Origin of the sequence: Serratia sp. CY81684 (assembly GCF_052166595.1) — a bacterium.
Classification (GTDB): domain Bacteria; phylum Pseudomonadota; class Gammaproteobacteria; order Enterobacterales; family Enterobacteriaceae; genus Serratia; species Serratia nematodiphila.
Genome location: NZ_JBJNOO010000009.1, coordinates 80,433 through 103,182, shown reverse-complemented (window position 1 = coordinate 103,182; position 22,750 = coordinate 80,433). Strand labels below are relative to the sequence as shown.

At 60.7% G+C, this 22,750-nt stretch carries 18 protein-coding genes; 12 read left to right on the top strand and 6 right to left on the bottom strand.

Annotated elements, in window-relative coordinates; genetic code table 11:
• Positions 1 to 190: 190 nt before the first annotated feature.
• Positions 191 to 2,827 carry a phosphoenolpyruvate carboxylase gene (ppc, locus tag ACJ8QF_RS23620; RefSeq protein ID WP_015379411.1) on the top strand — a complete coding sequence of 879 codons (2,637 nt, stop codon included), beginning with the start codon at positions 191 to 193 and terminating at the stop codon, positions 2,825 to 2,827.
• A gap of 106 nt (positions 2,828 to 2,933) precedes the next feature.
• Here ppc and metF read toward each other — a convergent pair whose 3' ends face one another.
• The 3 genes from metF to metB form a co-directional block, all read right to left on the bottom strand.
• Complete coding sequence (gene metF / locus ACJ8QF_RS23615; protein WP_004931071.1) at positions 2,934 to 3,830, bottom strand: methylenetetrahydrofolate reductase; 897 nt, start codon at positions 3,828 to 3,830, stop codon at positions 2,934 to 2,936.
• Positions 3,831 to 4,058: 228 nt separating this feature from the next.
• Positions 4,059 to 6,494 carry a bifunctional aspartate kinase/homoserine dehydrogenase II gene (locus ACJ8QF_RS23610; protein ID WP_442537900.1) on the bottom strand — a complete coding sequence of 812 codons (2,436 nt, stop codon included), beginning with the start codon at positions 6,492 to 6,494 and terminating at the stop codon, positions 4,059 to 4,061.
• Positions 6,495 to 6,496: 2 nt separating this feature from the next.
• Entirely contained in the window at positions 6,497 to 7,657 is a 1,161-nt protein-coding gene (metB, locus tag ACJ8QF_RS23605; protein WP_015379413.1) for a cystathionine gamma-synthase, read from the bottom strand.
• 304 nt (positions 7,658 to 7,961) lie between these two features.
• On the opposite strand from metB, the gene metJ reads away from it, so the two are divergent.
• A complete protein-coding gene (metJ, locus tag ACJ8QF_RS23600; RefSeq protein ID WP_004931076.1) occupies positions 7,962 to 8,279 on the top strand; it encodes a met regulon transcriptional regulator MetJ in 318 nt (105 codons plus the stop codon).
• A gap of 77 nt (positions 8,280 to 8,356) precedes the next feature.
• Here the strand turns inward: metJ and rpmE are convergent, their stop codons facing one another.
• On the bottom strand, positions 8,357 to 8,572 hold the full coding sequence (gene rpmE, locus ACJ8QF_RS23595) for a 50S ribosomal protein L31 (protein ID WP_004931078.1): 216 nt from the start codon (positions 8,570 to 8,572) through the stop codon (positions 8,357 to 8,359).
• A 200-nt stretch (positions 8,573 to 8,772) separates the two neighbouring features.
• On the opposite strand from rpmE, the gene priA reads away from it, so the two are divergent.
• From priA to rraA, 7 genes are all read left to right on the top strand, one after another.
• Entirely contained in the window at positions 8,773 to 10,968 is a 2,196-nt protein-coding gene (gene priA, locus ACJ8QF_RS23590) for a primosomal protein N' (protein ID WP_442537899.1), read from the top strand.
• Positions 10,969 to 11,259: 291 nt separating this feature from the next.
• Positions 11,260 to 12,288: a DNA-binding transcriptional regulator CytR gene (cytR, locus tag ACJ8QF_RS23585; protein WP_442537898.1), complete on the top strand. Its 1,029-nt coding sequence runs from the start codon at positions 11,260 to 11,262 to the stop codon at positions 12,286 to 12,288.
• 65 nt (positions 12,289 to 12,353) lie between these two features.
• Entirely contained in the window at positions 12,354 to 13,286 is a 933-nt protein-coding gene (gene ftsN, locus ACJ8QF_RS23580) for a cell division protein FtsN (protein ID WP_442537897.1), read from the top strand.
• A gap of 102 nt (positions 13,287 to 13,388) precedes the next feature.
• Positions 13,389 to 13,919: an ATP-dependent protease subunit HslV gene (gene hslV / locus ACJ8QF_RS23575; protein WP_004931085.1), complete on the top strand. Its 531-nt coding sequence runs from the start codon at positions 13,389 to 13,391 to the stop codon at positions 13,917 to 13,919.
• A gap of 12 nt (positions 13,920 to 13,931) precedes the next feature.
• Positions 13,932 to 15,266, top strand: coding sequence for an HslU--HslV peptidase ATPase subunit (gene hslU, locus ACJ8QF_RS23570; RefSeq protein WP_004931086.1), 1,335 nt, complete (start codon positions 13,932 to 13,934; stop codon positions 15,264 to 15,266).
• Positions 15,267 to 15,348: 82 nt separating this feature from the next.
• A complete protein-coding gene (locus ACJ8QF_RS23565; RefSeq protein WP_171454941.1) occupies positions 15,349 to 16,266 on the top strand; it encodes a 1,4-dihydroxy-2-naphthoate polyprenyltransferase in 918 nt (305 codons plus the stop codon).
• Positions 16,267 to 16,341: 75 nt separating this feature from the next.
• Complete coding sequence (rraA, locus tag ACJ8QF_RS23560; RefSeq protein ID WP_004931090.1) at positions 16,342 to 16,827, top strand: ribonuclease E activity regulator RraA; 486 nt, start codon at positions 16,342 to 16,344, stop codon at positions 16,825 to 16,827.
• A gap of 60 nt (positions 16,828 to 16,887) precedes the next feature.
• On the opposite strand, the gene zapB is transcribed toward rraA, so the two are convergent.
• Positions 16,888 to 17,127, bottom strand: coding sequence for a septal ring assembly protein ZapB (zapB, locus tag ACJ8QF_RS23555; protein WP_004931092.1), 240 nt, complete (start codon positions 17,125 to 17,127; stop codon positions 16,888 to 16,890).
• Between the two features lie 525 nt (positions 17,128 to 17,652).
• Here zapB and ACJ8QF_RS23550 point away from each other — a divergent pair.
• The 3 genes from ACJ8QF_RS23550 (at position 17,653) to glpX (ending at position 21,189) form a co-directional block, all read left to right on the top strand.
• Entirely contained in the window at positions 17,653 to 18,498 is an 846-nt protein-coding gene (locus tag ACJ8QF_RS23550; protein ID WP_015379417.1) for an MIP/aquaporin family protein, read from the top strand.
• A 42-nt stretch (positions 18,499 to 18,540) separates the two neighbouring features.
• Positions 18,541 to 20,049, top strand: a complete 1,509-nt coding sequence (glpK, locus tag ACJ8QF_RS23545) for a glycerol kinase GlpK (RefSeq protein WP_004931097.1) — start codon at positions 18,541 to 18,543, stop codon at positions 20,047 to 20,049.
• A gap of 129 nt (positions 20,050 to 20,178) precedes the next feature.
• Positions 20,179 to 21,189, top strand: a complete 1,011-nt coding sequence (glpX, locus tag ACJ8QF_RS23540; RefSeq protein ID WP_442537896.1) for a class II fructose-bisphosphatase — start codon at positions 20,179 to 20,181, stop codon at positions 21,187 to 21,189.
• Between the two features lie 194 nt (positions 21,190 to 21,383).
• On the opposite strand, the gene emrD is transcribed toward glpX, so the two are convergent.
• Positions 21,384 to 22,568 (bottom strand): multidrug efflux MFS transporter EmrD, encoded by a 1,185-nt coding sequence (emrD, locus tag ACJ8QF_RS23535; protein WP_004931102.1) that lies wholly within the window; start codon positions 22,566 to 22,568, stop codon positions 21,384 to 21,386.
• Positions 22,569 to 22,750: the final 182 nt, after the last annotated feature.

The following is a 22,750-nucleotide window of genomic DNA, read 5'->3' as shown; positions in this document are numbered from 1 at the left end:
TAAGCCGTGCTGATAACCGACGCGCCGTAATTAAATTTCAGAAAATGCGCCGATTTTGATGTTTTTTTGCTAAAAATAGTGTCAATTGACGATTGGACAGGAACGCGATGTGATCAGGCAGGCGGTCTGCGCCTGACGCGTGAAATTTATTTACAAGATAAAAATCATACAGAACTGGGTCAGGGGTTATATGAACGAACAATATTCGGCAATGCGCAGTAATGTCAGTATGCTCGGCAAATTGCTCGGCGATACCATCAAAGAAGCGCTGGGCGAGCATATTCTCGATCGCGTTGAGACCATCCGTAAGCTTTCCAAATCCTCACGCGCCGGCAACGAAGCGCATCGCCAGGAGCTGCTCTCCACCCTGCAGAACCTGTCCAACGACGAGCTGCTGCCGGTGGCGCGCGCCTTCAGCCAGTTCCTCAACCTGACCAACGTCGCCGAGCAGTACCACAGCATTTCGCCCAACGGCGAGGCCGCCAGCAACCCGGAAGCGCTGGCTCAACTGTTCAGCCGTCTCAAAGACAAAAAGCTCAGCGACAAAGAGCTGCAGCACGCGGTATCGCAACTCTCCATCGAGCTGGTGCTGACGGCGCACCCGACGGAGATCACCCGCCGCACCCTGATCCACAAGCTGGTGGAGGTCAACACCTGCCTCAGCCAGCTCGATCACAACGATCTGGCCGACTACGAGCGCAACAAGATCATGCGCCGCCTGCGTCAGCTGGTGGCCCAGTCGTGGCACACCGATGAAATTCGCAAACACCGCCCTTCCCCGATCGACGAAGCCAAATGGGGCTTTGCGGTGGTGGAAAACAGCCTGTGGGAAGGCGTGCCGGCGTTCCTGCGCGAATTCAACGAACAGCTGGAAAACTCCATCGATTACAGCCTGCCGGTGGAAGCGGTGCCGGTGCGCTTCACCTCCTGGATGGGCGGCGATCGCGACGGCAACCCGAACGTCACCGCCGAAATTACCCGCCATGTGCTGCTGCTCAGCCGCTGGAAAGCCTGCGACCTGTTCACCCGCGACATCCAGGTGCTGGTCTCTGAGCTGTCGATGACCGAATGCACCCCGGAGCTGCGCGCCCGCGCCGGCGGCGATGAGGTGCAGGAGCCGTACCGCGAAATCATGAAGCAACTGCGCAGCCAGCTGATGAGTTCCCAGGCTTATCTGGAAGGCCGCCTGAAGGGCGAGCGCGTGCTGAAACCGCACGACCTGCTGGTGAACAACGAGCAGCTGTGGGAGCCGCTGTATGCCTGCTACCAGTCGCTGCAGGCCTGCGGCATGGGCATCATCGCCAACGGTCAACTGCTGGATACCCTGCGCCGCGTGCGCTGCTTCGGCGTGCCGCTGGTGCGCATCGACGTGCGCCAGGAAAGCACCCGCCATACCGAAGCCATCGCCGAGCTGACCCGCTATCTGGGGCTGGGCGACTATGAAAGCTGGTCGGAAGCCGATAAACAGGCGTTCCTGATCCGCGAACTGAACTCCAAACGCCCGCTGGTGCCGCTGAAGTGGCAACCGAGCGCCGACACGCAGGAAGTGCTGGAAACCTGCCGGGTGATCGCCGAAGCGCCGCAGGGCTCGATCGCCGCCTACGTGATTTCGATGGCGCGCACGCCTTCCGACGTGCTGGCGGTGCACCTGCTGCTGAAAGAGGCCGGCTGCCCGTTCGCGCTGCCGGTCGCCCCGCTGTTCGAAACCCTCGACGACCTGAACAACGCCGACGACGTAATGACCCAGTTGCTGAATATCGACTGGTATCGCGGCTTCATCCAGGGCAAACAGATGGTGATGATCGGCTATTCCGACTCGGCGAAAGACGCCGGCGTGATGGCGGCTTCCTGGGCGCAGTACCGCGCACAGGACGCGCTGATCAAAACCTGTGAAAAGGCCGGCGTGGCGCTGACGCTGTTCCACGGCCGCGGCGGCTCCATCGGCCGCGGCGGCGCTCCGGCGCATGCGGCGCTGCTGTCGCAGCCGCCGGGCAGCCTGAAGGGCGGCCTGCGCGTCACCGAACAGGGCGAGATGATCCGCTTCAAGTTCGGCCTGCCGGAAGTCACCATCAGCAGCCTGGCGCTGTATGCCGGCGCGATCCTCGAGGCCAACCTGCTGCCGCCGCCGGAACCGAAGAAAGAATGGCGGGCGCTGATGGACGACCTGTCCGACACCTCCTGCCGGATGTACCGCGGCTATGTGCGTGAAAACCCGGACTTCGTGCCTTACTTCCGCGCGGCCACGCCGGAGCTGGAGCTGGGCAAACTGCCGCTGGGCTCGCGCCCAGCCAAGCGCAAGCCGAACGGCGGCGTAGAGAGCCTGCGCGCCATTCCGTGGATCTTCGCCTGGACGCAGAACCGCCTGATGCTGCCGGCCTGGCTCGGCGCCGGCGCCGGATTGCAGGAAGCGGTGAAAGCCGGCAAGCAGGCGGAGCTGGAGGCGATGTGTCGCGATTGGCCGTTCTTCTCCACCCGCATCGCCATGCTGGAAATGGTGTTCGCCAAAGCCGACCTGTGGCTGGCGGAATACTACGATCAGCGCCTGGTGGATAAATCGCTGTGGCCGCTGGGCCAACAGCTGCGCGATCAGCTGGAAAGCGACATCAAGGTAGTGCTGACCATCGCCAACGATGCGCACCTGATGGAAGACCTGCCGTGGATCGCCGAATCCATCGCGCTGCGTAACGTCTATACCGACCCGCTGAACGTCCTGCAGGCCGAACTGCTGCACCGTTCGCGCCAGCAGGAGCAGCCCGACGCCCGCGTGGAGCAGGCTCTGATGGTGACCATCGCCGGCGTCGCCGCCGGGATGCGCAACACCGGCTAGTGAGCCTCATCGCGGCCCCGTTTACCGGGGCCGTTTTTTTTATGTCTCCCCCACAAAAAAAGGGCGCCGCGGTAAAGCGGCGCCCTTTTTCAATGGAGCAAGCCCGTCAGGCGGCGGCCACCGGTCGCACGCCCAGCGTGTGGCAGATGGCATAGCTCATCTCGGCGCGGTTCAGCGTATAGAAGTGGAAATCTTTCACCCCTTCGCGGCTGAGGATCTTCACCATGTCCATGGCGATGTTGGCGCCGACCATTTTGCGGGTTTCCGCATCGTCGTCCAGCCCTTCGAACATGCTGGTCATCCAGCTTGGCACCCGCACGTTGGTCATGGTGGCGAAGCGCTGCAGCTGCTTGAAGTTGGATACCGGCAGAATGCCCGGCACGATTTCCACGTCGATACCGGCGGCGACGCAGCGGTCGCGAAAGCGCAGGTAGCTCTCAACGTCGAAGAAGAACTGGGTAATCGCGCGACTGGCACCGGCGTCAATCTTGCGTTTCAGGTTAATCAAATCGGCCTGCGCGCTCTTCGCCTCCGGGTGCACTTCCGGGTAGGCGGCGACGGAAATATCGAAGTCGCCCACGTCTTTCAGCAACGCCACCAGATCGGTCGCGTACATGTCCGGCTTGCCGCCGCCCGGCGGCAGATCGCCGCGCAGCGCCACGATATGGCGGATGCCGCTGTTCCAGTAATCGGTCGCGATGTCGCGCAGCTGCGCCGGGCTGGCGTCGATGCAGGTCAGGTGCGGCGCCGCCTCCAGGCCGGTGCGCTCCTTGATCCCTTTGATGATGCTGTGGGTGCGATCGCGCTCGCCGGAGTTGGCGCCGTAGGTGACGGAAACGAATTTAGGCTTGAGGATGCTCAGACGATCGATCGACTGCCACAGGGTCTCTTCCATCTCGCTGGTGCGTGGCGGGAAGAACTCGAATGATACGTTAATCTGGCCGTTCAACTCCGCCAGACTCTGATTCAGCGCTTCCCGCTGGTTTGCGTGGAAAAAACTCATACCCTGCTCACCTCTTATCGATCACTGTTTTTATTTCATCTTGATGAGCGTCTATACGTTTAGACGTCTAGATAGAAAATGCCGCATGTTGGCTAAAGAGTCAACAGGAAAATGAGGGGAATAAGATGATTAATCCTCACCCGCTCAAAGAGGAAATTTCATGATAGCGACAAGGATAAGTATGGCAGGAAAAGCAAAAGGGCGCGGTGAACCCGCGCCCGCAGAGGATTAAAGCAGCTGCGCCAATCGGTTAAGGTCTGACTGGATCGCGCCGGCGGTGACGTCGCGGCCGGCGCCCGGCCCGCGGATCACCAGCGGATTATCGCGATACCAGCGGCTTTCGATGGCGAACACGTTGTCGCACGGCAGCAGCGAGGCCAGAGGATGCTCAGGGCGCACCGCCTCCACGCCGACCCGCGCCTTGCCGTTGGCGTCGAAACGCGCCACGTGGCGCAGCACCAGGCCCATTTCGCTGGCGGCCTCAAAGCGCTGCTGCATCTGCTGGTTCAGCGCCTCACCGTTCTCGAAGAACTGATCGACAGAGCCCAGCTCGCAGCCCGCCGGCACCAGCGACTCGACCCGCACCTGGTTCGGTTCGATGTCGTAGCCCGCTTCGCGCGCCAGGATCACCAGCTTGCGCATCACGTCCTGGCCGGAGAGATCGACTCGCGGATCCGGTTCGGTCAGCCCCTGCTGCCAGGCCTGATCCACCAGCTCGGTGAACGGCACCGTGCCGTCATACTGCAGGAACAGCCAGGAGAGCGTGCCGGAGAAGATGCCGCTGATCGCCAGAATGCTGTCGCCGCTGTCGCGCAGATCGCGCACCGTGTGGTTGACCGGCAGGCCGGCGCCGACGGTGGCGTTGTAAAGCCAGTGGCGGCCGGTTTTGGCGAAGGCGTCGCGAATTTGGCGATAGCTGTCGCTGCACGAGGCCCCCGCCAGCTTGTTGGCGCTGATCACGTGGAAACCGTAGCTGGCGAAATCCAGATACTGCCCGGCCAGCTCTTCGCTGGCGGTCACGTCGAGCACCACCAGATCGTCGAACGGGTGCGCGCGCATCCACAGGAACAGCGATTCTTCATCCAGCTCCTGCGCTTCGTCCTCAAAGAATGCCAGCGCGCGGCTGGCGTCCAGCCCGTCATAGTTCAGCAGGCTGCGGCGGCTGTCCACCACCCCCGCCAGGATAAATTCGAAGCCGCTGCGCGCGGAGATATGGGTCTGCTCACGGGCGAACAGCTCCAGCCAGCGTGACCCGATATTGCCCTTGCCGAACAGCACCAGACCGATGCGCTTCTCGGCGCGGAACAGGCTTTGGTGCAACCCCTGGATCAGCAGCGCGGTCGGCCCCTGGCGCAATACCGCCACCAGGCTGATGCCATCTTCCGCCTGCCAGATGAACTCGACCGGCTGATCTTTCAACTGCTGATAGAAACGGTGGCTGTGCAGCGGGTTCTTGCACACCCCGGCGCCGACCATCGCCACCAGCGCCAACCCTTCACGCAGGCGCAGCTCGCCTGGCAGCGCCGCGGCCTGCAGCGTCACCAGCGCGCTGTTGACCACCTCGGAGGTGTAACACAGCTGCACCAGGTTGCGGTCAGGGTGGATGCCCACCGCCAGCGGTTTGATCTGCGCGCGCTTGAGCACCAGATCCAACTCTTTCTGCGCCAGTTTGAAGTCATGCTGAGCGGCGACGTGCAGTTCAATCAGGCACACATCGTCGTGGCTGGTGACAATCTTGGCGCCGGTGCCGGACGCCAATACGCGCTCGATGCGCGTCGAGCCCTGCTCCGGCTGATAGCTGCAGCGCAGCTGAAGATCGATATCGCTGCCGGAGACCGGCTGCAGGGTACGGGTGTGCAATACCGGCGCCGCCAGGCGCGCCAGCTCGCTGGCTTCGTCCAGACGCAGCAGCGGCAGCAGGCAGGCGTCTTTCACCTTACGCGGATCGGCGCTGTATACCCCGGCCACATCGCTCCAGATGGTGACGCGCGCAGCGCCGGCCAACGCGCCGACCTGAGTGGCGGAGTAGTCGCTGCCGTTACGCCCCAACAACACGGTTTCCCCGGCGTCGTTGCGCGAAATGAAGCCGGTCACCACCAGGCGTTTGCCCGGATGTTGAGCCATCAATTGCTGCAGCAGCGGGTAAGAACGACCTTCATCCACCTGCGGCTGCGCGGCGCGCTCGGCGCGCAGGAAATCACGCGCGTCCAGCCAGGCCGCCTGCATATCCAGCTGATTAAGCACCGCCGCCATCAGGCGCGCCGACCAGATCTCGCCGTGCCCGACCACTTCGGCATAGCATACCTCGTCGACGTTGCCGTCCAGCAGCGCCGCCAGACGTTCCAGATCCTGAATGAACTCGGCGATCAGCGGCTCGGCGCTTTCCGGCGGCAACAGGCCGCTGATAAGCTCGCTGTGATAGCGACGCAACGTCTGCTGCACCTGGTGTGCAGACAGGCGATCGCTCTGGCTGAGCTTCAGCCAGTTGATCAACTGGTTGGTGGTACTGCCGGCGGCCGATACCACCATCATGTCGCCCGGCTGGCTGTATTCCGCCATAATCCCGGCCACACGCAGATAACACTTCACATCCGCCAGACTGCTGCCGCCAAACTTGTGCAGTTGACGCCCGCTCACCGGCCCTGCTACAGCAATTGCATTCATGCTTACCTCGTTGCCGCCGCCTGGAAAGCGCGTTCCAGATCGGCAATCAAATCTTCACTGTCTTCAATACCCACGGAAATGCGCAGCAGGCTCTCGGAGATGCCGGCCGCTGCCCGCGCCTCCGCCGCCATGCCGGCGTGAGTCATGGTCGCTGCATGCGAGATCAGGCTTTCTACGCCGCCCAACGATTCTGCCAGAGTAAACAGCTCAAGGGCAGAGAGAAAACGGCGCAGCACCGCTTCATCACCGTCCAGTTCAAAACTCAGCATCGCGCCGAAACCGCGCTGCTGACGGCGGGCGATCTCATGCCCCGGATTCTCCGGCAGGGAGGGATGATACAGCTTTTTCACCAGCGGTTGCTGCTGTAAATAGTCAACAATCGCTTCAGCGTTTTGTTGCGCCGCCTTGATGCGCGGCGACAGCGTGCGCATGCCGCGCAGCAACAGATAACTGTCGAACGCGCCGCCGGTCACGCCAATGTTGTTCGCCCACCAGGCCAGCTCGACCGCCAGCTCGGGATCTTTGGCAATCACCGCCCCGGCCACCACGTCCGAATGCCCGTTCAGGTATTTGGTGCAAGAATGGACCACCAGATCGGCACCGAGTTCGATCGGCTGTTGCAGGGCCGGGCTGAGGAAGGTGTTGTCCACCACCGTCAACGCGCCCGCCGCATGCGCGGCAGCGCAGATCGCCGCGATGTCCACCACCCGCAGCAGCGGATTGCTGGGGCTTTCTATCAGCACCAGCTTCGGCTTTTGCGCCAGCGCCTGCTGCAGGGCTTCTTCATTACCCTGATCGACGAACAGCACGCGATAGGCGCCGCGCTTGCTCAGGCTGTCGAACAGCCGATAGCTGCCGCCGTAGCAGTCGTGCGGCGCCACCAGCAGATCGCCGGGCTTCAACAACACGGTGGTCACCAGATGGATCGCCGACATCCCGCTGCCGGTCATCACCGCGCCGGCGCCGCCTTCCAGCTCCGCCAACGCGCGCTGCACTACGTCGCGCGTCGGGTTGCCGCGGCGCGAGTAGTCATGGGCTCGGGGTTGGTTGAAGTCGGTAAAGTTATAGGTGCTGGACAAATGAATCGGCGGGACAACGCAGCCGTACTGTTCGTCGTCGTTCAGGCCGCTGCGTACGGCAATCGTGGCTGGTTTACGCGTCATGGGCTCGCTCGGCTCTCGGTTCGGTGGATGAGGCCTAAAGAGTAATCGCAGGATTGATAGACGTCAATACATCTGGACATCTAAACTTCTTTGCGTATAGATTGAGCAATGACGCAATACCCGCTAAAATTATGCCGATATGACATGACGATAAGATGTTAAGCGGCAATGCCTGGCCGAAGCGGGGCATTCAGTGACCCTGGTCGCGTAAAATTGACATTTATTTAGTGAGAACAGTGAAGATCGGGCATAATTGGCCGGTTTTTAGAATTTTGTAATTTTTCTGACAAAGTTAAGGTGTCCCATGGCTGAGTGGAACGGCGAGTATGTCAGCCCTTACGCTGAACACGGTAAAAAAAGCGAGCAAGTCAAAAAGATCACGGTATCCATTCCGCTGAAGGTCCTAAAAATCCTTACCGACGAACGGACCCGTCGCCAGGTGAACAACCTGCGCCACGCCACCAACAGCGAACTGCTGTGCGAAGCGTTTCTGCATGCCTTTACCGGCCAGCCGCTGCCGAACGATGAAGACCTGCGCAAAGAGCGCAGCGATGAAATCCCGGAAGCCGCAAAAGCGTTGATGCGCGAACTGGGTGTCGATCCCGATACCTGGGAATATTGAGAACCGCCCGGCGAACGCCGGCGGCAGAAAAGAAAAAAGGCGCCCAGGGCGCCTTTTTCATCGGTCGATAAGAAATCTTATTTCTTAGCGCCTGGTACGCTGAAACGCTTGTTGAAGCGGTCAACGCGGCCACCGGTAGCAACGTCACGCTGCTTGCCAGTGTAGAACGGGTGGCATGCGCCACAAACGTCCAGGTTCAGATCGTGGCCCACGGTGGAGCGGATCTTCATCACGTTACCGCAAGAGCAGTTAGCAGTAACTTCTTCGTATTTTGGGTGGATACCTTGTTTCATGGGAAACCTCAGTTAAGGCCGTGTCGCTATCCAGCCCTGTTTCGCCAGACACCACACGTGGTTGATAATAGAATTTTGGTATCGAATTATACCAAAGGCGGCAAATTATACAGCATTAGCCGGGGCGCGCAATCGGAACCGTACATTTGCCGATGCGCCGTGTAAACTGATGCCCACTTTTTTTCAATTTGGATGAGATCATGCCCGTCGTACACGTTGCTTTGCCGGTCCCCCTCGCCCGCACCTTCGACTATCTGCTGCCGCCCGGCATGCAGCCGGTGGCCGGCGCGCGCGTGGGTGTGCCCTGGGGCAAGCAGCATGCAATCGGCATCGTCACCGGCTGCAGCGACACCAGCGAACTGCCGCTGGACAAGCTCAAACCGATCGACAGCGTGATCGACACCGAGTCGCTGTTCTCTCCCAGCCTGTGGCGCATCCTGCGCTGGGCCAGCGATTACTACCACTATCCCATCGGCGAAGTGCTGTTCCATGCGCTGCCGATCCTGCTGCGCCAAGGCAAACCGGCCGAGGCCGCGCCGCTGTGGCAGTGGTTCGCCACCGAAGAGGGGCGCGCCACGCCGCCCGAAAGCCTGAAACGCGCGCCGAAACAGCAGCAGGCGCTGGCGGCGCTGTTGCAACGCCCGGTCTATCGCCATCAGGTCAGCCAGCTTGAGCTGACGGAAAGCGCTCTACAGGCGCTACGCGCCAAAGGGCTGATCGACCTGCGTGCTCAGGTCGCGGCCACGCAGGACTGGCGCCCCAATTTCGCGGTGCTTGGCGAGCGGCTGCGGCTGAATACCGAACAGGCCACCGCCGTCGGGGCGATCAGAAGCGAGGATGAGCAGTTCGCCGCCTGGCTGCTGGCCGGGGTCACCGGCTCCGGCAAGACCGAGGTGTATCTCAGCGTGCTGGAGAACGTGTTGGCCAAAGGCCGGCAGGCGCTGGTGCTGGTGCCGGAAATCGGCCTGACGCCGCAAACCATCGCCCGCTTTCGCGAGCGCTTCAACGCGCCGGTGGACGTGCTGCACTCCGGGCTGAACGACAGCGAACGGCTGGCGGTTTGGCTGCGCGCGCGCAGCGGCGAAGCCGCGATCGTCATCGGCACCCGCTCGGCGCTGTTCACGCCGTTCCGGCAACTGGGCGTAATCATCATCGACGAAGAGCACGACAGCTCTTATAAACAGCAGGAAGGCTGGCGCTACCATGCCCGCGATCTGGCGGTGTTTCGCGCCCGGGAAGAGGACATCCCGATGGTGATGGGCTCCGCCACGCCGGCACTGGAAACGCTGCACAACGTGCAGCTGGGCAAATATCGCCAGTTGAAGCTCACCCAACGCGCGGGCAACGCCAAACCGGCGGCGCAGCACCTGATCGATCTGAAAGGGTTGCCGCTGAAGGTCGGCCTGTCGCAGCCGCTGTTGAAAAGCATGCAACACCATTTAAAAGCCGGCAATCAGGTGATGCTGTTCCTCAACCGCCGCGGTTACGCCCCGGCGCTGCTGTGCCACGAGTGCGGCTGGATCGCCGAGTGCCAGCGCTGCGATCACTACTACACCTTCCACCAGCATCAGCGCCAGCTGCGCTGTCACCACTGCGACAGCCAGCGACCGGTGCCGCACCAATGCCCGCAGTGCGGCTCCACCCACCTGGTATCGGTCGGCGTCGGCACCGAACAGCTGGAGCAGGAGCTGGCGCCGCTGTTCCCCGACACGCCGATCACCCGCATCGATCGCGACACCACCAGCCGCAAAGGGGCGCTGGAGCAACACCTGGCGGATATTCATCGCGGCGAAGCGCGCATTCTGATCGGCACGCAAATGCTGGCCAAGGGCCACCATTTTCCCGACGTCACGCTGGTGGCGTTGCTGGACGTGGACGGCGCGCTGTTCTCCGCCGACTTCCGCTCCGCCGAGCGTTTCGCTCAGCTCTATACCCAGGTCTCCGGGCGCGCGGGGCGAGCGGGCAAACAGGGTGAAGTGCTGCTGCAAACCCACCACCCGGAGCACCCGTTATTGCAAGTGCTGCTGCAACAAGGTTACGACGCCTTCGCCAAACAGACGCTGGCGGAGCGCAACAGCGTGTTTCTGCCGCCCTACACCAGCCACATCATCGTGCGCGCCGAAGATCACGATAACCAACAGGCCCCGCTGTTCCTGCAGCAGCTACGCAATCTGTTGGAAGCCAGCCCGCTGAAGGACGATTCGCTGTGGGTGATGGGCCCGGTGCCGGCGCTGCAGTCCAAACGCGGCGGCCGTTTCCGCTGGCAGCTGCTGCTGCAGCACCCGACGCGGCGCGTCCTGCAACAGCTGATGAAAAGCTCGCTGCCGCTGATCGGCACCCTGCCGCAAACGCGCAAGGTGAAATGGACGCTGGATGTCGATCCGATCGACAGCTGATCCCGGAAAAGTCCGATTTAGCTGCCGCAGTGCAAACGTTTACCCTTGAAATTGCGAGCGAACGCTAAAAAACCTTCTCAGGTCACATTTTTTATGCAAATTAGGTAACAAAGGCGGGGCGTATTCTGTTTAGAATGTCTGCGAGGGCAAATTTTGTCGCCACATCGCAGCGCGACGGAGTGCCCGAACGCGAGTGGCGCTCAATGACAACAATCTCGCCACCGCATGCCGGACATTGTGAGCAAACAGCAGTAGTGGCGTCGGCATGGGGCTGACGCAAGGAGAAAGGCGTTGGAACACAAGAAAGAGTTATCCATGGCGACCATGAAAGACGTCGCCGAAATGGCGGGCGTTTCAACGGCTACCGTATCGCGTGCGCTGATGAACCCGGAAAAGGTGTCAACGCCAACGCGCCAGAAAGTGGAACAGGCCGTGCTGGCCGTGGGTTATTCTCCTCATGCTCTGTCACGCAATATCAAACGCAACGAATCTCGCACCATCCTGGTGATCGTGCCCGACATCTGCGATCCGTTTTTCGCCGATGTGATCCAGGGGATCGAACAGACCGCGGCCCAACAAGGTTATCTGGTGCTGATCGGCGACTGCGCGCAGCAAAATCAGCAAGAGCGCACCTTCGTCAATCTGATCATCACCAAACAGATCGACGGTATGCTGCTGCTGGGCTCCAACCTGCCGTTTGACGCCAGCAAGGAAGAGCAGCGTAACCTCCCGCCGATGGTGATGGCCAACGAGTTTGCCCCTGAGCTGGAACTGCCGACGGTGCACATCGATAACCTGACCGCCGCCTTTGAAGCCGTGCATTATTTGCATCAATTGGGCCACCGGCAGATCGCCTGCGTCGCCGGGCCGGAACAGATGCCGCTGAGCCATTATCGGCTGCAGGGTTATGTTCAAGCGCTACGTCGTAATGGCATTACCGTCGAAAGCAGCTATATTACCCGGGGTGATTTTACCTACGAAGCCGGCGCGCAAGCGCTGACGGCGCTGATGGCTCAGCCGAAACCGCCGACGGCGGTGTTCTGCCACAGCGACGTCATGGCGATCGGCGTGCTGTCCCAGGCGAAGAAAATGGGGCTGCGGGTACCGCAGGATCTGTCGATCGTCGGCTTTGACGACCTCAAGCTGGCGCAGTATTGCGATCCGCCGCTGACCACGGTGGCGCAGCCGCGCTTCCAGATCGGCCAGCAGGCGATGTTGCTGCTGCTGGAGCAGTTGAACGGCCAGACGGTGGCCAGCGGCTCCCGGCTATTGGACAGTGAATTGATTATGAGAGGCAGCACCGCTGCCCCGAAACGCTAGTCAAATATTTTAGGGTTCAGTAACATGACGGACTTATCCTCTCATCAGGACACAGCGGAATAATAGTGGCACAAAAAGACTATGTAAGCCGTGGGCGCGCAGCAGGAGCTAAGCGCAAAACCCCCAGCCGTAAAAAACGCAGTTCTCCGAAGGTTTCCAAAACCGTGCTGGCGTTAGCCGTCGCGTTGCTGGTTGTCTTTGTCGGTGGCCTCTATTTCATTACGCACAACAAGCCGGAAGACGCGCCGTTGTTGCCTGCGCACACCACACGCCCGGGCAACGGCCTGCCGCCGAAGCCGGAAGAGCGCTGGCGCTATATCAAAGAGCTGGAAAACCGACAGATCGGCGTGCAAACCCCGACCGAACCGACGGCCGGCGGCGAGCTCAATTCCAAAACTCAGCTGACCGCCGAACAGCGGCAGTTGCTGGAACAAATGCAGGCCGACATGCAGCAGCGTCCGACGCAGCTGAATGAAGTGCCGTATAACGATCCGGGCCAGGCCAATGCGCGCAGCAACCGCCAGCAGCAGATGCAACAACCGCAAATGCAGCAGCAGCCGGTACAGCAACAGCAGCAGGTCACTCAGCCGCCGCGCAACCCGTTCAACAACGGGGCCACCACCGCGCCGGTGCAGCAGCACCAGCAGCCGAAGCCGGCCACCCAGCAACCGGTGCAGGTGAAACAGCCTGAGCCGAAGCCGCAACCGAAGCCGGAGCCCAAACCGGAAGTGAAACAGGAAACGGCCAAGCAGGAAACCAAGCCGGAATCGAAACAGAAGTGGATGGTGCAATGCGGTTCGTTCCGCGCCACCGATCAGGCTGAATCCGTGCGGGCGCGCCTGGCGTTCGAGGGCATCGAGAGCCGCATCACCGCCGGCGGCGGCTGGAATCGCGTAGTGCTCGGCCCCTACAGCAGCCGCGCCGCAGCGGACAAAACCCTTTCGCGCCTGAAGGGCGTCGGCATGTCGAGTTGCATTCCCCTCTCCGTTGGGGGTTGAAAAGCGTCAATCCCCCCCCATCTATACTCTCAATATGCCTCGTAGCGTCTGTGAAAGCAGGCGCTGCGGGGACTTCTTTCCGTCTTTAACGAGGGTCTGCTCGTGACAACAATTGTAAGCGTACGCCGCAACGGCCAGGTCGTCATCGGTGGTGATGGCCAGGCAACCCTGGGTAATACGGTGATGAAGGGTAACGTCAAGAAAGTGCGTCGCCTGTATAACGACAAAGTGATCGCCGGTTTCGCCGGTGGCACCGCTGACGCCTTCACGCTGTTTGAACTGTTTGAACGCAAACTGGAAATGCATCAGGGCCACCTGGTGAAAGCCGCCGTCGAGCTGGCGAAAGACTGGCGCACCGACCGCATGCTGCGCAAGCTCGAAGCGCTGCTGGCGGTCGCCGATGAAACCGCCTCGCTGATCATCACCGGCAACGGCGATGTGGTGCAGCCGGAAAACGATCTGATCGCCATCGGCTCCGGCGGCCCGTACGCCCAGGCTGCCGCCCGCGCCATGTTGGAAAATACCGAACTGAGCGCCCGCGACATCGTTGAGAAATCTCTCAACATCGCCGGCGACATCTGTATTTACACCAACCATTTCCACACCATTGAAGAATTGCCTTCCAAAGCGTAAGGATCGAATACCATGTCTGAAATGACCCCGCGCGAGATCGTCAGCGAACTGGACAGCTATATCATTGGCCAAAACAAGGCCAAACGCGCTGTCGCCATTGCCCTGCGCAACCGCTGGCGCCGGATGCAGCTCAACGAGATGCTGCGTCACGAAGTGACCCCGAAAAACATTCTGATGATCGGCCCGACCGGCGTCGGTAAAACCGAAATCGCCCGCCGTCTGGCGAAGCTGGCCAACGCGCCGTTCATCAAGGTTGAAGCCACCAAGTTCACCGAAGTGGGCTATGTGGGCAAAGAAGTGGACTCTATCATCCGCGATCTGACCGATGCCGCCATCAAAATGGTGCGCATGCAGTCGATCGAGAAAAACCGCACCCGCGCCGAAGAGTTGGCCGAAGAGCGCATTCTCGACGTGCTGATCCCGCCGGCCAAAAATAACTGGGGCCAGCCGGAAGAAAATCAGGAACCGTCCGCCGCCCGCCAGGCATTCCGCAAGAAACTGCGCGAAGGCCAGTTGGATGACAAAGAGATCGAAATCGATCTGGCCGCCGCGCCGATGGGCGTGGAAATCATGGCGCCTCCTGGCATGGAAGAGATGACCAACCAGCTGCAGTCGATGTTCCAGAACCTCGGCGGCCAGAAGCAAAAACCGCGCAAGCTGAAGATCAAAGAAGCCTTCAAGCTGCTGGTGGAAGAAGAAGCCGCCAAGCTGGTGAATCCGGAAGAGCTGAAAGAGCAGGCGATCGAAGCGGTTGAGCAGCACGGCATCGTGTTTATCGATGAGATCGACAAAATCTGTAAGCGCGGCGGCCAAAGCTCCGGTCCGGATGTCTCGCGCGAAGGCGTGCAGCGCGATCTGCTGCCGCTGGTGGAAGGCTGCACCGTGTCCACCAAGCACGGCATGGTGAAGACCGACCACATCCTGTTCATCGCTTCCGGCGCGTTCCAGACCGCCAATCCGTCGGATCTGATCCCGGAACTGCAGGGCCGTCTGCCGATCCGCGTTGAGCTGCAGGCGCTGACCACCGAAGACTTCGAGCGCATCCTGACCGAGCCGAGCGCGTCGCTGACCGAGCAGTACAAAGCGCTGATGGGCACCGAAGGCGTCAACATCGAGTTCACCGCCGACGGCATCCGCCGCATCGCCGAAGCCGCGTGGCAGGTCAACGAAAGCACCGAGAACATCGGCGCGCGTCGTCTGCACACCGTGCTGGAGCGTCTGATGGAAGATATTTCCTACGATGCGAGTGAAATTAATGGCCAATCCATTACAATTGATGCGGATTACGTGCGCAGTCATCTGGATGAACTGGTGGCGGATGAAGATTTGAGTCGTTTTATCCTATAATCGCTCAATCATTGTCTTGTCAGTCATCTGTGTGGGAGGCATTGCCTCCCACAATTATTTCTAACGGACACAGAAGCGAAACATGAGCTCATCAACCTCCACCACCCCGATTTCCGCCTGGCTGGAAAGTCTACGCCCCCGCACCCTGCCGCTGGCCTTTGCCTCCATCGTGGTCGGCTCGGCAATCGCCGCCTGGCACGGTAGCCTGAAACCGGAAGTAGCGCTGCTGGCGCTGTTGACCGCCGGCCTGCTGCAGATCCTCTCCAACCTGGCGAACGACTACGGCGATGCGGTCAAAGGCAGCGACAAAGAAGATCGCATCGGGCCATTGCGCGGCATGCAGAAAGGCATGATCACCCAGGCGCAGATGAAACGGGCGCTGGTAGTGACGGTGGTGCTGATCGCCCTCGCCGGCTGTTCGCTGATCGCCGTCGCCTGTGAGCAACCCAGCGACGTGGTGGGTTTCCTGGTGCTGGGCGGGCTGTCCATCGTGGCGGCCATCACCTACACCGTCGGCAACAAACCCTACGGGTATTTGGGGCTGGGCGACATCTCGGTGCTGGTGTTCTTCGGCTGGCTGAGCGTGGCAGGCACCTACTATCTGCAGACGCACACCTTCGACAGCGTCGTGATGCTGCCCGCCACCGCCTGCGGCCTGCTGGCGACGGCGGTACTCAACATCAACAATCTGCGCGATATCGAAAGCGATCGCGAAAACGGCAAGAATACGCTGGCGGTGCGTCTCGGCCCGCACAAGGCGCGCATTTACCACGCCCTGCTGCTCAGCGGCGCGGTGCTGTGTTTCGCGCTGTTCACGCTGTTCAACCTCCACAGCCCGTGGGGTTGGCTGTTCGTGCTGGCGATCCCGCTGCTGGCGCGCCACGGCCTGCGCGTGCTGCGCGATCCGACGCCGGTCGGCATGCGGCCGATGCTGGAGCATATGGTCAAGGCGGCGTTGCTGGCCAACCTGCTGTTCGCCATCGGCGTGGCGCTCAGTTAAAAACTGATGATTTTGCCAACAGGGCGAATAAAGGGATATACTGAACATTCCAGCGGCAAACAGACGTAAAATCCTATGAAATACGATACTTCCGAACTTTGCGACATCTATCATGAAGAGGTGAACGTTGTTGAACCTCTGTTCTCCAATTTTGGCGGGCGTACTTCATTTGGCGGGCAGATCACCACGGTGAAATGCTTTGAGGATAACGGCCTGTTGTTCGATCTGCTTGAAGAAAACGGCCGCGGCCGCGTGCTGTTGGTCGACGGCGGCGGTTCGGTACGCCGGGCGCTGATCAACGCCGAACTGGCGCGCCTGGCCGCCCAGAACGAATGGGAAGGCATCGTGGTGTACGGCGCGGTGCGCCAGGTGGACGATCTGGAAGAGCTCGACATCGGCATTCAGGCGATGGCGGCGATCCCGGCGGGTGCCGTAAGCGAAGGCGTGGGCGAAAGCGATATCCGCGTCAACTTCGGTGGCGTCACCTTCTTCTCAGGCGACCACCTGTATGCCGACAACACCGGCATCATCCTCTCCGAAGACCCGCTCGACATCGAGTGATTTTCGGACATGAAAAAGGGCGCCTCAGGCGCCCTTTTCGTTGCTGCATGGCGTAAGGAATCAAACCTCTTCCATTTTGCCCAGCAGCGCGCGCAGGCGATCTTGCCATACGTGCTGTTCTTCTTTCAGCTGTTGGTTTTCGCGCACCAGCGCTTCGTGGTTGCCGGAGGCAGCCTGAACTTCCTGCGACAGAGAGTTGTTTTTGTCTTTCAGCTCTTCAATTTCCATCTGCAACAAGGTGATGGTATCAATCGCCTGCTGTACTTTTGCTTCCAGTTTCTCAAATACTTCAAATGACATGCTTCAGTCCCCTCATGATAGCAAGGCGTACATCTATAAGTAGCGGCCGCAACGTCGGCTGCAGCTACTGCGAATATTGCATCGCGCTCAGTGACGCGCGCCGTTACGAAAGGCGCGCCGGTCTCGATTCGTTAAAAACGATTGTAAGTAGCCAGTCTCCGCCTGTCTAGCAACATACCGGATCATCGCGCAGTCTGTTGCAATTTTCCTGCCCTCGCCATCAGCAAAAACTGAAAATCCCCATCGCCGCCGCCGCGAGTTGTTAACAACCCTCAGCAAACCACTGGTCAGATCACACTTTTATGGCTCAGAAAGAACACTAAACGACGCGAAATCGCTCAATTTTATGACGCGCCACACACATTTTGATTTCGCTATTTCTCGTTTATGTTCGTTAACGATAAATTTACATCACGTCCTTATTCAAAAATTGGACGAGATGAAAAAAACTGTGCCCATAGGCCAGATCTCTACCCAACTGAGCCTATAAACCAACAACCGCCGTTTTTGCAGGACAACAACATTATGAGCCAAACCACCAGTCCGACATTAAAAGGCCAGTGCATCGCCGAGTTCCTCGGCACGGCGCTGCTGATCTTCTTTGGCGTAGGCTGCGTTGCCGCGCTGAAACTGGCGGGCGCCAGCTTCGGCCAGTGGGAAATCAGCATCATTTGGGGCCTGGGCGTCGCCATGGCCATCTATCTGACCGCCGCGATTTCCGGTGCGCATCTCAACCCGGCGGTCACCCTCGCCCTGTGGCTGTTCGCCTGCTTCGACGGGCGCAAAGTGGTGCCTTATATCATTGCGCAGGTCGCCGGCGCCTTCTGCGCCGCGGCCTTGGTCTACGGGCTGTACTACAATCTGTTCTTCGACTTCGAAGCAGCCCACCACATGGTGCGCGGCAGCAACGAAAGCCTCGAACTGGCCGGCATCTTCTCGACTTACCCTAACGCGCACATCTCCGTCGGCCAGGCCTTCCTGGTAGAAATGGTGATCGCTGCAATCCTGATGTGCCTGATCCTGGCGCTGACCGACGACGGCAACGGCATTCCGCGCGGCCCGCTGGCGCCGCTGCTGATCGGTATTCTGATTGCCGTGATCGGCGCCTCCATGGGACCATTGACCGGCTTTGCGTTGAACCCGGCGCGTGACTTCGGGCCGAAACTGTTCGCCTACCTGGCCGGCTGGGGCAAAGTCGCCTTCACCGGCGCACGCGACATCCCGTACTTCCTGGTGCCGATCTTCGCCCCTATCGTCGGCTGTGGCCTGGGCGCTTTCGGTTACCGCGCGCTGATTGGCCGCCACCTGCCGTGCGACGTCTGCGTGACGGAAGAAGAGCCCGACGCCAAGACCCAGCAGCGTAAAGCGTGATGGGTGCAGTTTTACACGGTTAACAACAGCAGGATAATTACCATGACTGTAGAAAAAAAATACATTGTCGCACTCGACCAAGGGACCACCAGCTCACGTGCCGTCGTGCTCGATCACGACGCCAACATCGTTGCAGTATCGCAGCGCGAATTCCCGCAGATCTATCCAAAGGCCGGCTGGGTTGAGCACGACCCGATGGAGATCTGGGCGTCGCAAAGTTCGACGCTGGTAGAAGTGCTGGCGAAAGCCGACATCAATTCCGATCAGATCGCCGGCATCGGTATCACCAACCAGCGCGAAACCACCATCGTCTGGGAAAAAGAGACCGGCAAGCCGATTTACAACGCCATCGTTTGGCAGTGCCGCCGCACCGCCGACATCTGCGAGAAGCTCAAGCGCGACGGCCTGGAAGAGTACATCCGTCACAACACCGGCCTGGTGGTTGACCCGTACTTCTCCGGCACCAAGGTGAAGTGGATCCTGGACAACGTCGAAGGCGCCCGCGAGCGCGCCAAGCGCGGCGAACTGCTGTTCGGCACCGTGGATACCTGGCTGGTGTGGAAAATGACCCAGGGGCGCGTACACGTCACCGATTACACCAACGCCTCACGCACCATGATGTTCAACATCCACGAACTGGACTGGGACGAACGCATGCTGGAAGTGCTGGATATCCCGCGCGCCATGCTGCCGAAAGTCCGCCCGTCCTCCGAAGTGTACGGCCAGACCAACATCGGCGGTAAGGGCGGCACGCGTATTCCTATCGCCGGTATCGCCGGCGACCAGCAGGCGGCACTGTACGGCCAGCTGTGCGTTCAACCGGGCATGGCGAAGAACACCTACGGCACCGGCTGCTTCCTGCTGATGAACACCGGCAAAGAAGCGGTGCGCTCGAAAAACGGTCTGCTGACCACCATCGCCTGCGGCCCGCGCGGCGAAGTGAACTATGCGCTGGAAGGCGCGGTGTTCATCGGCGGTGCGTCTATCCAGTGGCTGCGCGACGAGCTGAAACTGATCAGCGACGCCGCCGACTCCGAATATTTCGCCACCAAGGTGAAAGACAGCAACGGCGTCTATGTGGTGCCGGCCTTCACCGGCCTGGGCGCGCCCTACTGGGATCCGTATGCCCGCGGCGCCATCTTCGGCCTGACCCGTGGTGCCAACAGCAACCACATCATCCGCGCCACGCTGGAATCCATCGCCTTCCAGACCCGTGACGTACTGGACGCCATGCAGGCCGACGCCAACACCCGCCTGCAATCGCTGCGCGTGGACGGCGGCGCGGTCGCCAACAACTTCCTGATGCAGTTCCAGTCCGATATTCTCGGCACCCGCGTAGAACGCCCTGAAGTGCGTGAATCGACGGCGCTGGGCGCGGCGTTCCTGGCGGGCCTGGCCATCGGCTACTGGAACGATCTGGATGAAGTGAAGAGCAAAGCGGTGGTTGAGCGTGAATTCCGCCCAAGCATCGAAACCACCGAACGCAACTACCGCTACAGCGGCTGGAAAAAAGCGGTGGCTCGCGCTCAGGCATGGGAAGATCACGAGTAATCCCGAAGCTGCCGTTTCGCCAACAAGCGCTGCCTGCGGGCGGCGCTTTTTTTTTGCCCCGCCCTGCCGCCACCGCGCTGTGATAGACTTTGTCGATATTTTCCTCCCTTTCTCACAGACAGGTTTGCCATGAAACGTGAATTAGCCATCGAATTCTCCCGCGTTACCGAAGCCGCCGCGCTGGCGGGCTACAAATGGCTGGGGCGCGGCGACAAGAATGCCGCCGACGGCGCGGCGGTCCACGCCATGCGCATCATGCTCAACAAAGTGGATATCGATGGGCGCATCGTGATCGGCGAAGGCGAGATCGACGAAGCGCCGATGTTGTATATCGGCGAGCAGGTCGGTACCGGTCAGGGCGACGCAGTCGACATCGCGGTCGATCCGATCGAAGGCACCCGCATGACCGCCATGGGCCAGTCCAATGCGCTGGCGGTATTGGCGGTGGGCGATCGCGGCACCTTCCTGCACGCGCCGGACATGTACATGGAGAAGCTGGTGGTCGGCCCGGCGGCGCGCGGCGCCATCGATCTCAACCGGCCATTGGCAGAGAACCTGCAGAACGTCGCCGAACGACTCGGCAAACCGCTGTCGCAGCTGACTGTTATCGTATTGGCCAAACCGCGCCACGACGGCGTCATCGCGCAGATGCAGCAGCTGGGCGTGCGAGTATTCGCCATTCCTGACGGCGACGTAGCGGCCTCCATTCTCACCTGCATGCCGGAAAGCGAGGTCGATGTGATGTACGGCATCGGCGGCGCGCCGGAAGGGGTGATCTCAGCCGCGGTGATCCGCGCGCTGGACGGTGACATGCAGGCGCGTTTGCTGCCGCGTCATGAGGTGAAAGGCGACAGCGCCGAGAACCGCCGCATCGGCGAGCAGGAGCTGACCCGCTGCCGGGAGATGGGTATCGAAGCCGGCCAGGCGCTGCGTCTGGATCAGATGGCGCGCAACGACAACGTGATCTTCTCCGCCACCGGCATCACCAAGGGCGATTTGCTGGAAGGCATCAGCCGCCAGGGCAACATGGCCACCACCGAAACGTTGCTGATCCGCGGCAAGTCGCGCACCATCCGCCGTATTCGTTCGACCCACTATCTGGATCGCAAAGACCCGGCGCTGCACGAGTTTCTGCTGTAACGAAACAGGGCGCCGAATGGCGCCCTGATGATTGATGACAAACCTCATGCCCTTGCCGTGTTGGCAGAGAACAGCGAATAAAAAACAAGGAAAATCAATTTATTAATTTTCGGCTGATAACCACAAAGGGGAGAAAAACCCCGCTTTTTCTCCCCTTTGTCAACGGTATGAGGGCGCCGAATGACGCCCTGTCGTTATGCGGTATGCCCCTGATGCTGCATACGATTGGACAGCGGCCACCAGCACAGCAGGATCAGCAGCGCCATCGCGAACATCAGCAAGCCGAGGCTGAACTGCCCGGTTTGCGGCAACATGGCGGAAAGCCAGGTCGCCAGACCGGACCCCATGTTCTGCATCCCGCCCACCAGTGCGCCCGCCGCGCCTGCCAGGTAAGGGAACGGCTCCATCGCCCCGGTGGTCGCCAGCGGGAACAGCATGCCGGCGCCGAAGAAGAACAGCGCGGCCGGCACGATCAGCGTCCAGATGTTCATCACGCCGAACCAGCCCGGGATCCACATCATCGCCCCCGCCAGCAGGCAGCTAATCACCGAATGCCACATCAGCGTGTGGAAGGTCTTGCCGTCGCGCCCGGCGTACCAGGCGCCGAAAAACGCCGCCGGGATCGGCAGAATGAACAGGATGCTGACGGTCAGCCCACTCAGCCCCAACACGCCACCCATCAACACGCCACAGCTGGCCTCGAATACCGCAATCCCCGCCAGCGCGCCGATCAGCATCACCAGATAGCAGCTGAAGGTGCTGTCACCCAGCAGCTGGCGGAAACTGGCCAGCATGCGACGTTTTTCCGTTTGCACCGGGCGGGTTTCCGGCAGCCAGCGGAACATGGCGAAGGCGACGCAGGCGCACAGCGCCAGCAGGAAGGCGTAGCAGGCGCGCCAGCCGAACACCATCGCCAATGCGCCGCCGATCACCGGCGCCAGCAGCGGGCTGACCAAAATCCCCATGTTCAACAGGCTGTTGGCGTAGCGCAGGGCGGTGCCGGCATACAGATCGCGCGGCATGGTGCGCGCCATCACGCCCGCCACGCCGGTGCCCATGCCCTGAATCGCGCTGGCGGCAACCAGCATCGTCAGGTTGGTGGACAGCAGCGCGCCCAGCGCACCGACCAGGAAGATCATCATGCCGGTCAGGATCACCGGGCGGCGCCCGATACGATCCGATATCGGCCCGTAAATAAGCTGGGAGAAACCGTAGGTCAGCAGATACGCCGCCATCACCCGTTGCACGGCGCCGGTGCGAACCGACAGATCGTGGGCGATATCAGCAATAACGGGAACATAAATGGTTTGCGCCATCTGGCCGACGGCGACCAACAGGATAAGCATCACCAGCAGGTGAAAATTCTCTAGTTTTCTCATTATCTTCGTTAACGTTTCAACTCGTCACAGCGTCCCGGTATGGCCGTTGCAGCAGCCAGAACGGCGAGCAGCCCTCTATGGCGGCATAAACTAATCAAATCTGATTTTTTTAGCGAGTTTCAGGCAGATATTGATCCAGGTCACACTGGCAGCAAACCCGACCAGGCTCGTAAATTAAACTG

Coding starts and splice junctions, on each gene's coding strand:
- ppc (WP_015379411.1), top strand. CDS start 191: ATGAACGAACAATATTCGGCAATGCGCAGTAATGTCAGTATGCTCGGC.
- metF (WP_004931071.1), bottom strand. CDS start 3,830: ATGAGTTTTTTCCACGCAAACCAGCGGGAAGCGCTGAATCAGAGTCTG.
- ACJ8QF_RS23610 (WP_442537900.1), bottom strand. CDS start 6,494: ATGAATGCAATTGCTGTAGCAGGGCCGGTGAGCGGGCGTCAACTGCAC.
- metB (WP_015379413.1), bottom strand. CDS start 7,657: ATGACGCGTAAACCAGCCACGATTGCCGTACGCAGCGGCCTGAACGAC.
- metJ (WP_004931076.1), top strand. CDS start 7,962: ATGGCTGAGTGGAACGGCGAGTATGTCAGCCCTTACGCTGAACACGGT.
- rpmE (WP_004931078.1), bottom strand. CDS start 8,572: ATGAAACAAGGTATCCACCCAAAATACGAAGAAGTTACTGCTAACTGC.
- priA (WP_442537899.1), top strand. CDS start 8,773: ATGCCCGTCGTACACGTTGCTTTGCCGGTCCCCCTCGCCCGCACCTTC.
- hslU (WP_004931086.1), top strand. CDS start 13,932: ATGTCTGAAATGACCCCGCGCGAGATCGTCAGCGAACTGGACAGCTAT.
- ACJ8QF_RS23565 (WP_171454941.1), top strand. CDS start 15,349: ATGAGCTCATCAACCTCCACCACCCCGATTTCCGCCTGGCTGGAAAGT.
- rraA (WP_004931090.1), top strand. CDS start 16,342: ATGAAATACGATACTTCCGAACTTTGCGACATCTATCATGAAGAGGTG.
- zapB (WP_004931092.1), bottom strand. CDS start 17,127: ATGTCATTTGAAGTATTTGAGAAACTGGAAGCAAAAGTACAGCAGGCG.
- ACJ8QF_RS23550 (WP_015379417.1), top strand. CDS start 17,653: ATGAGCCAAACCACCAGTCCGACATTAAAAGGCCAGTGCATCGCCGAG.
- glpK (WP_004931097.1), top strand. CDS start 18,541: ATGACTGTAGAAAAAAAATACATTGTCGCACTCGACCAAGGGACCACC.
- glpX (WP_442537896.1), top strand. CDS start 20,179: ATGAAACGTGAATTAGCCATCGAATTCTCCCGCGTTACCGAAGCCGCC.
- emrD (WP_004931102.1), bottom strand. CDS start 22,568: ATGAGAAAACTAGAGAATTTTCACCTGCTGGTGATGCTTATCCTGTTG.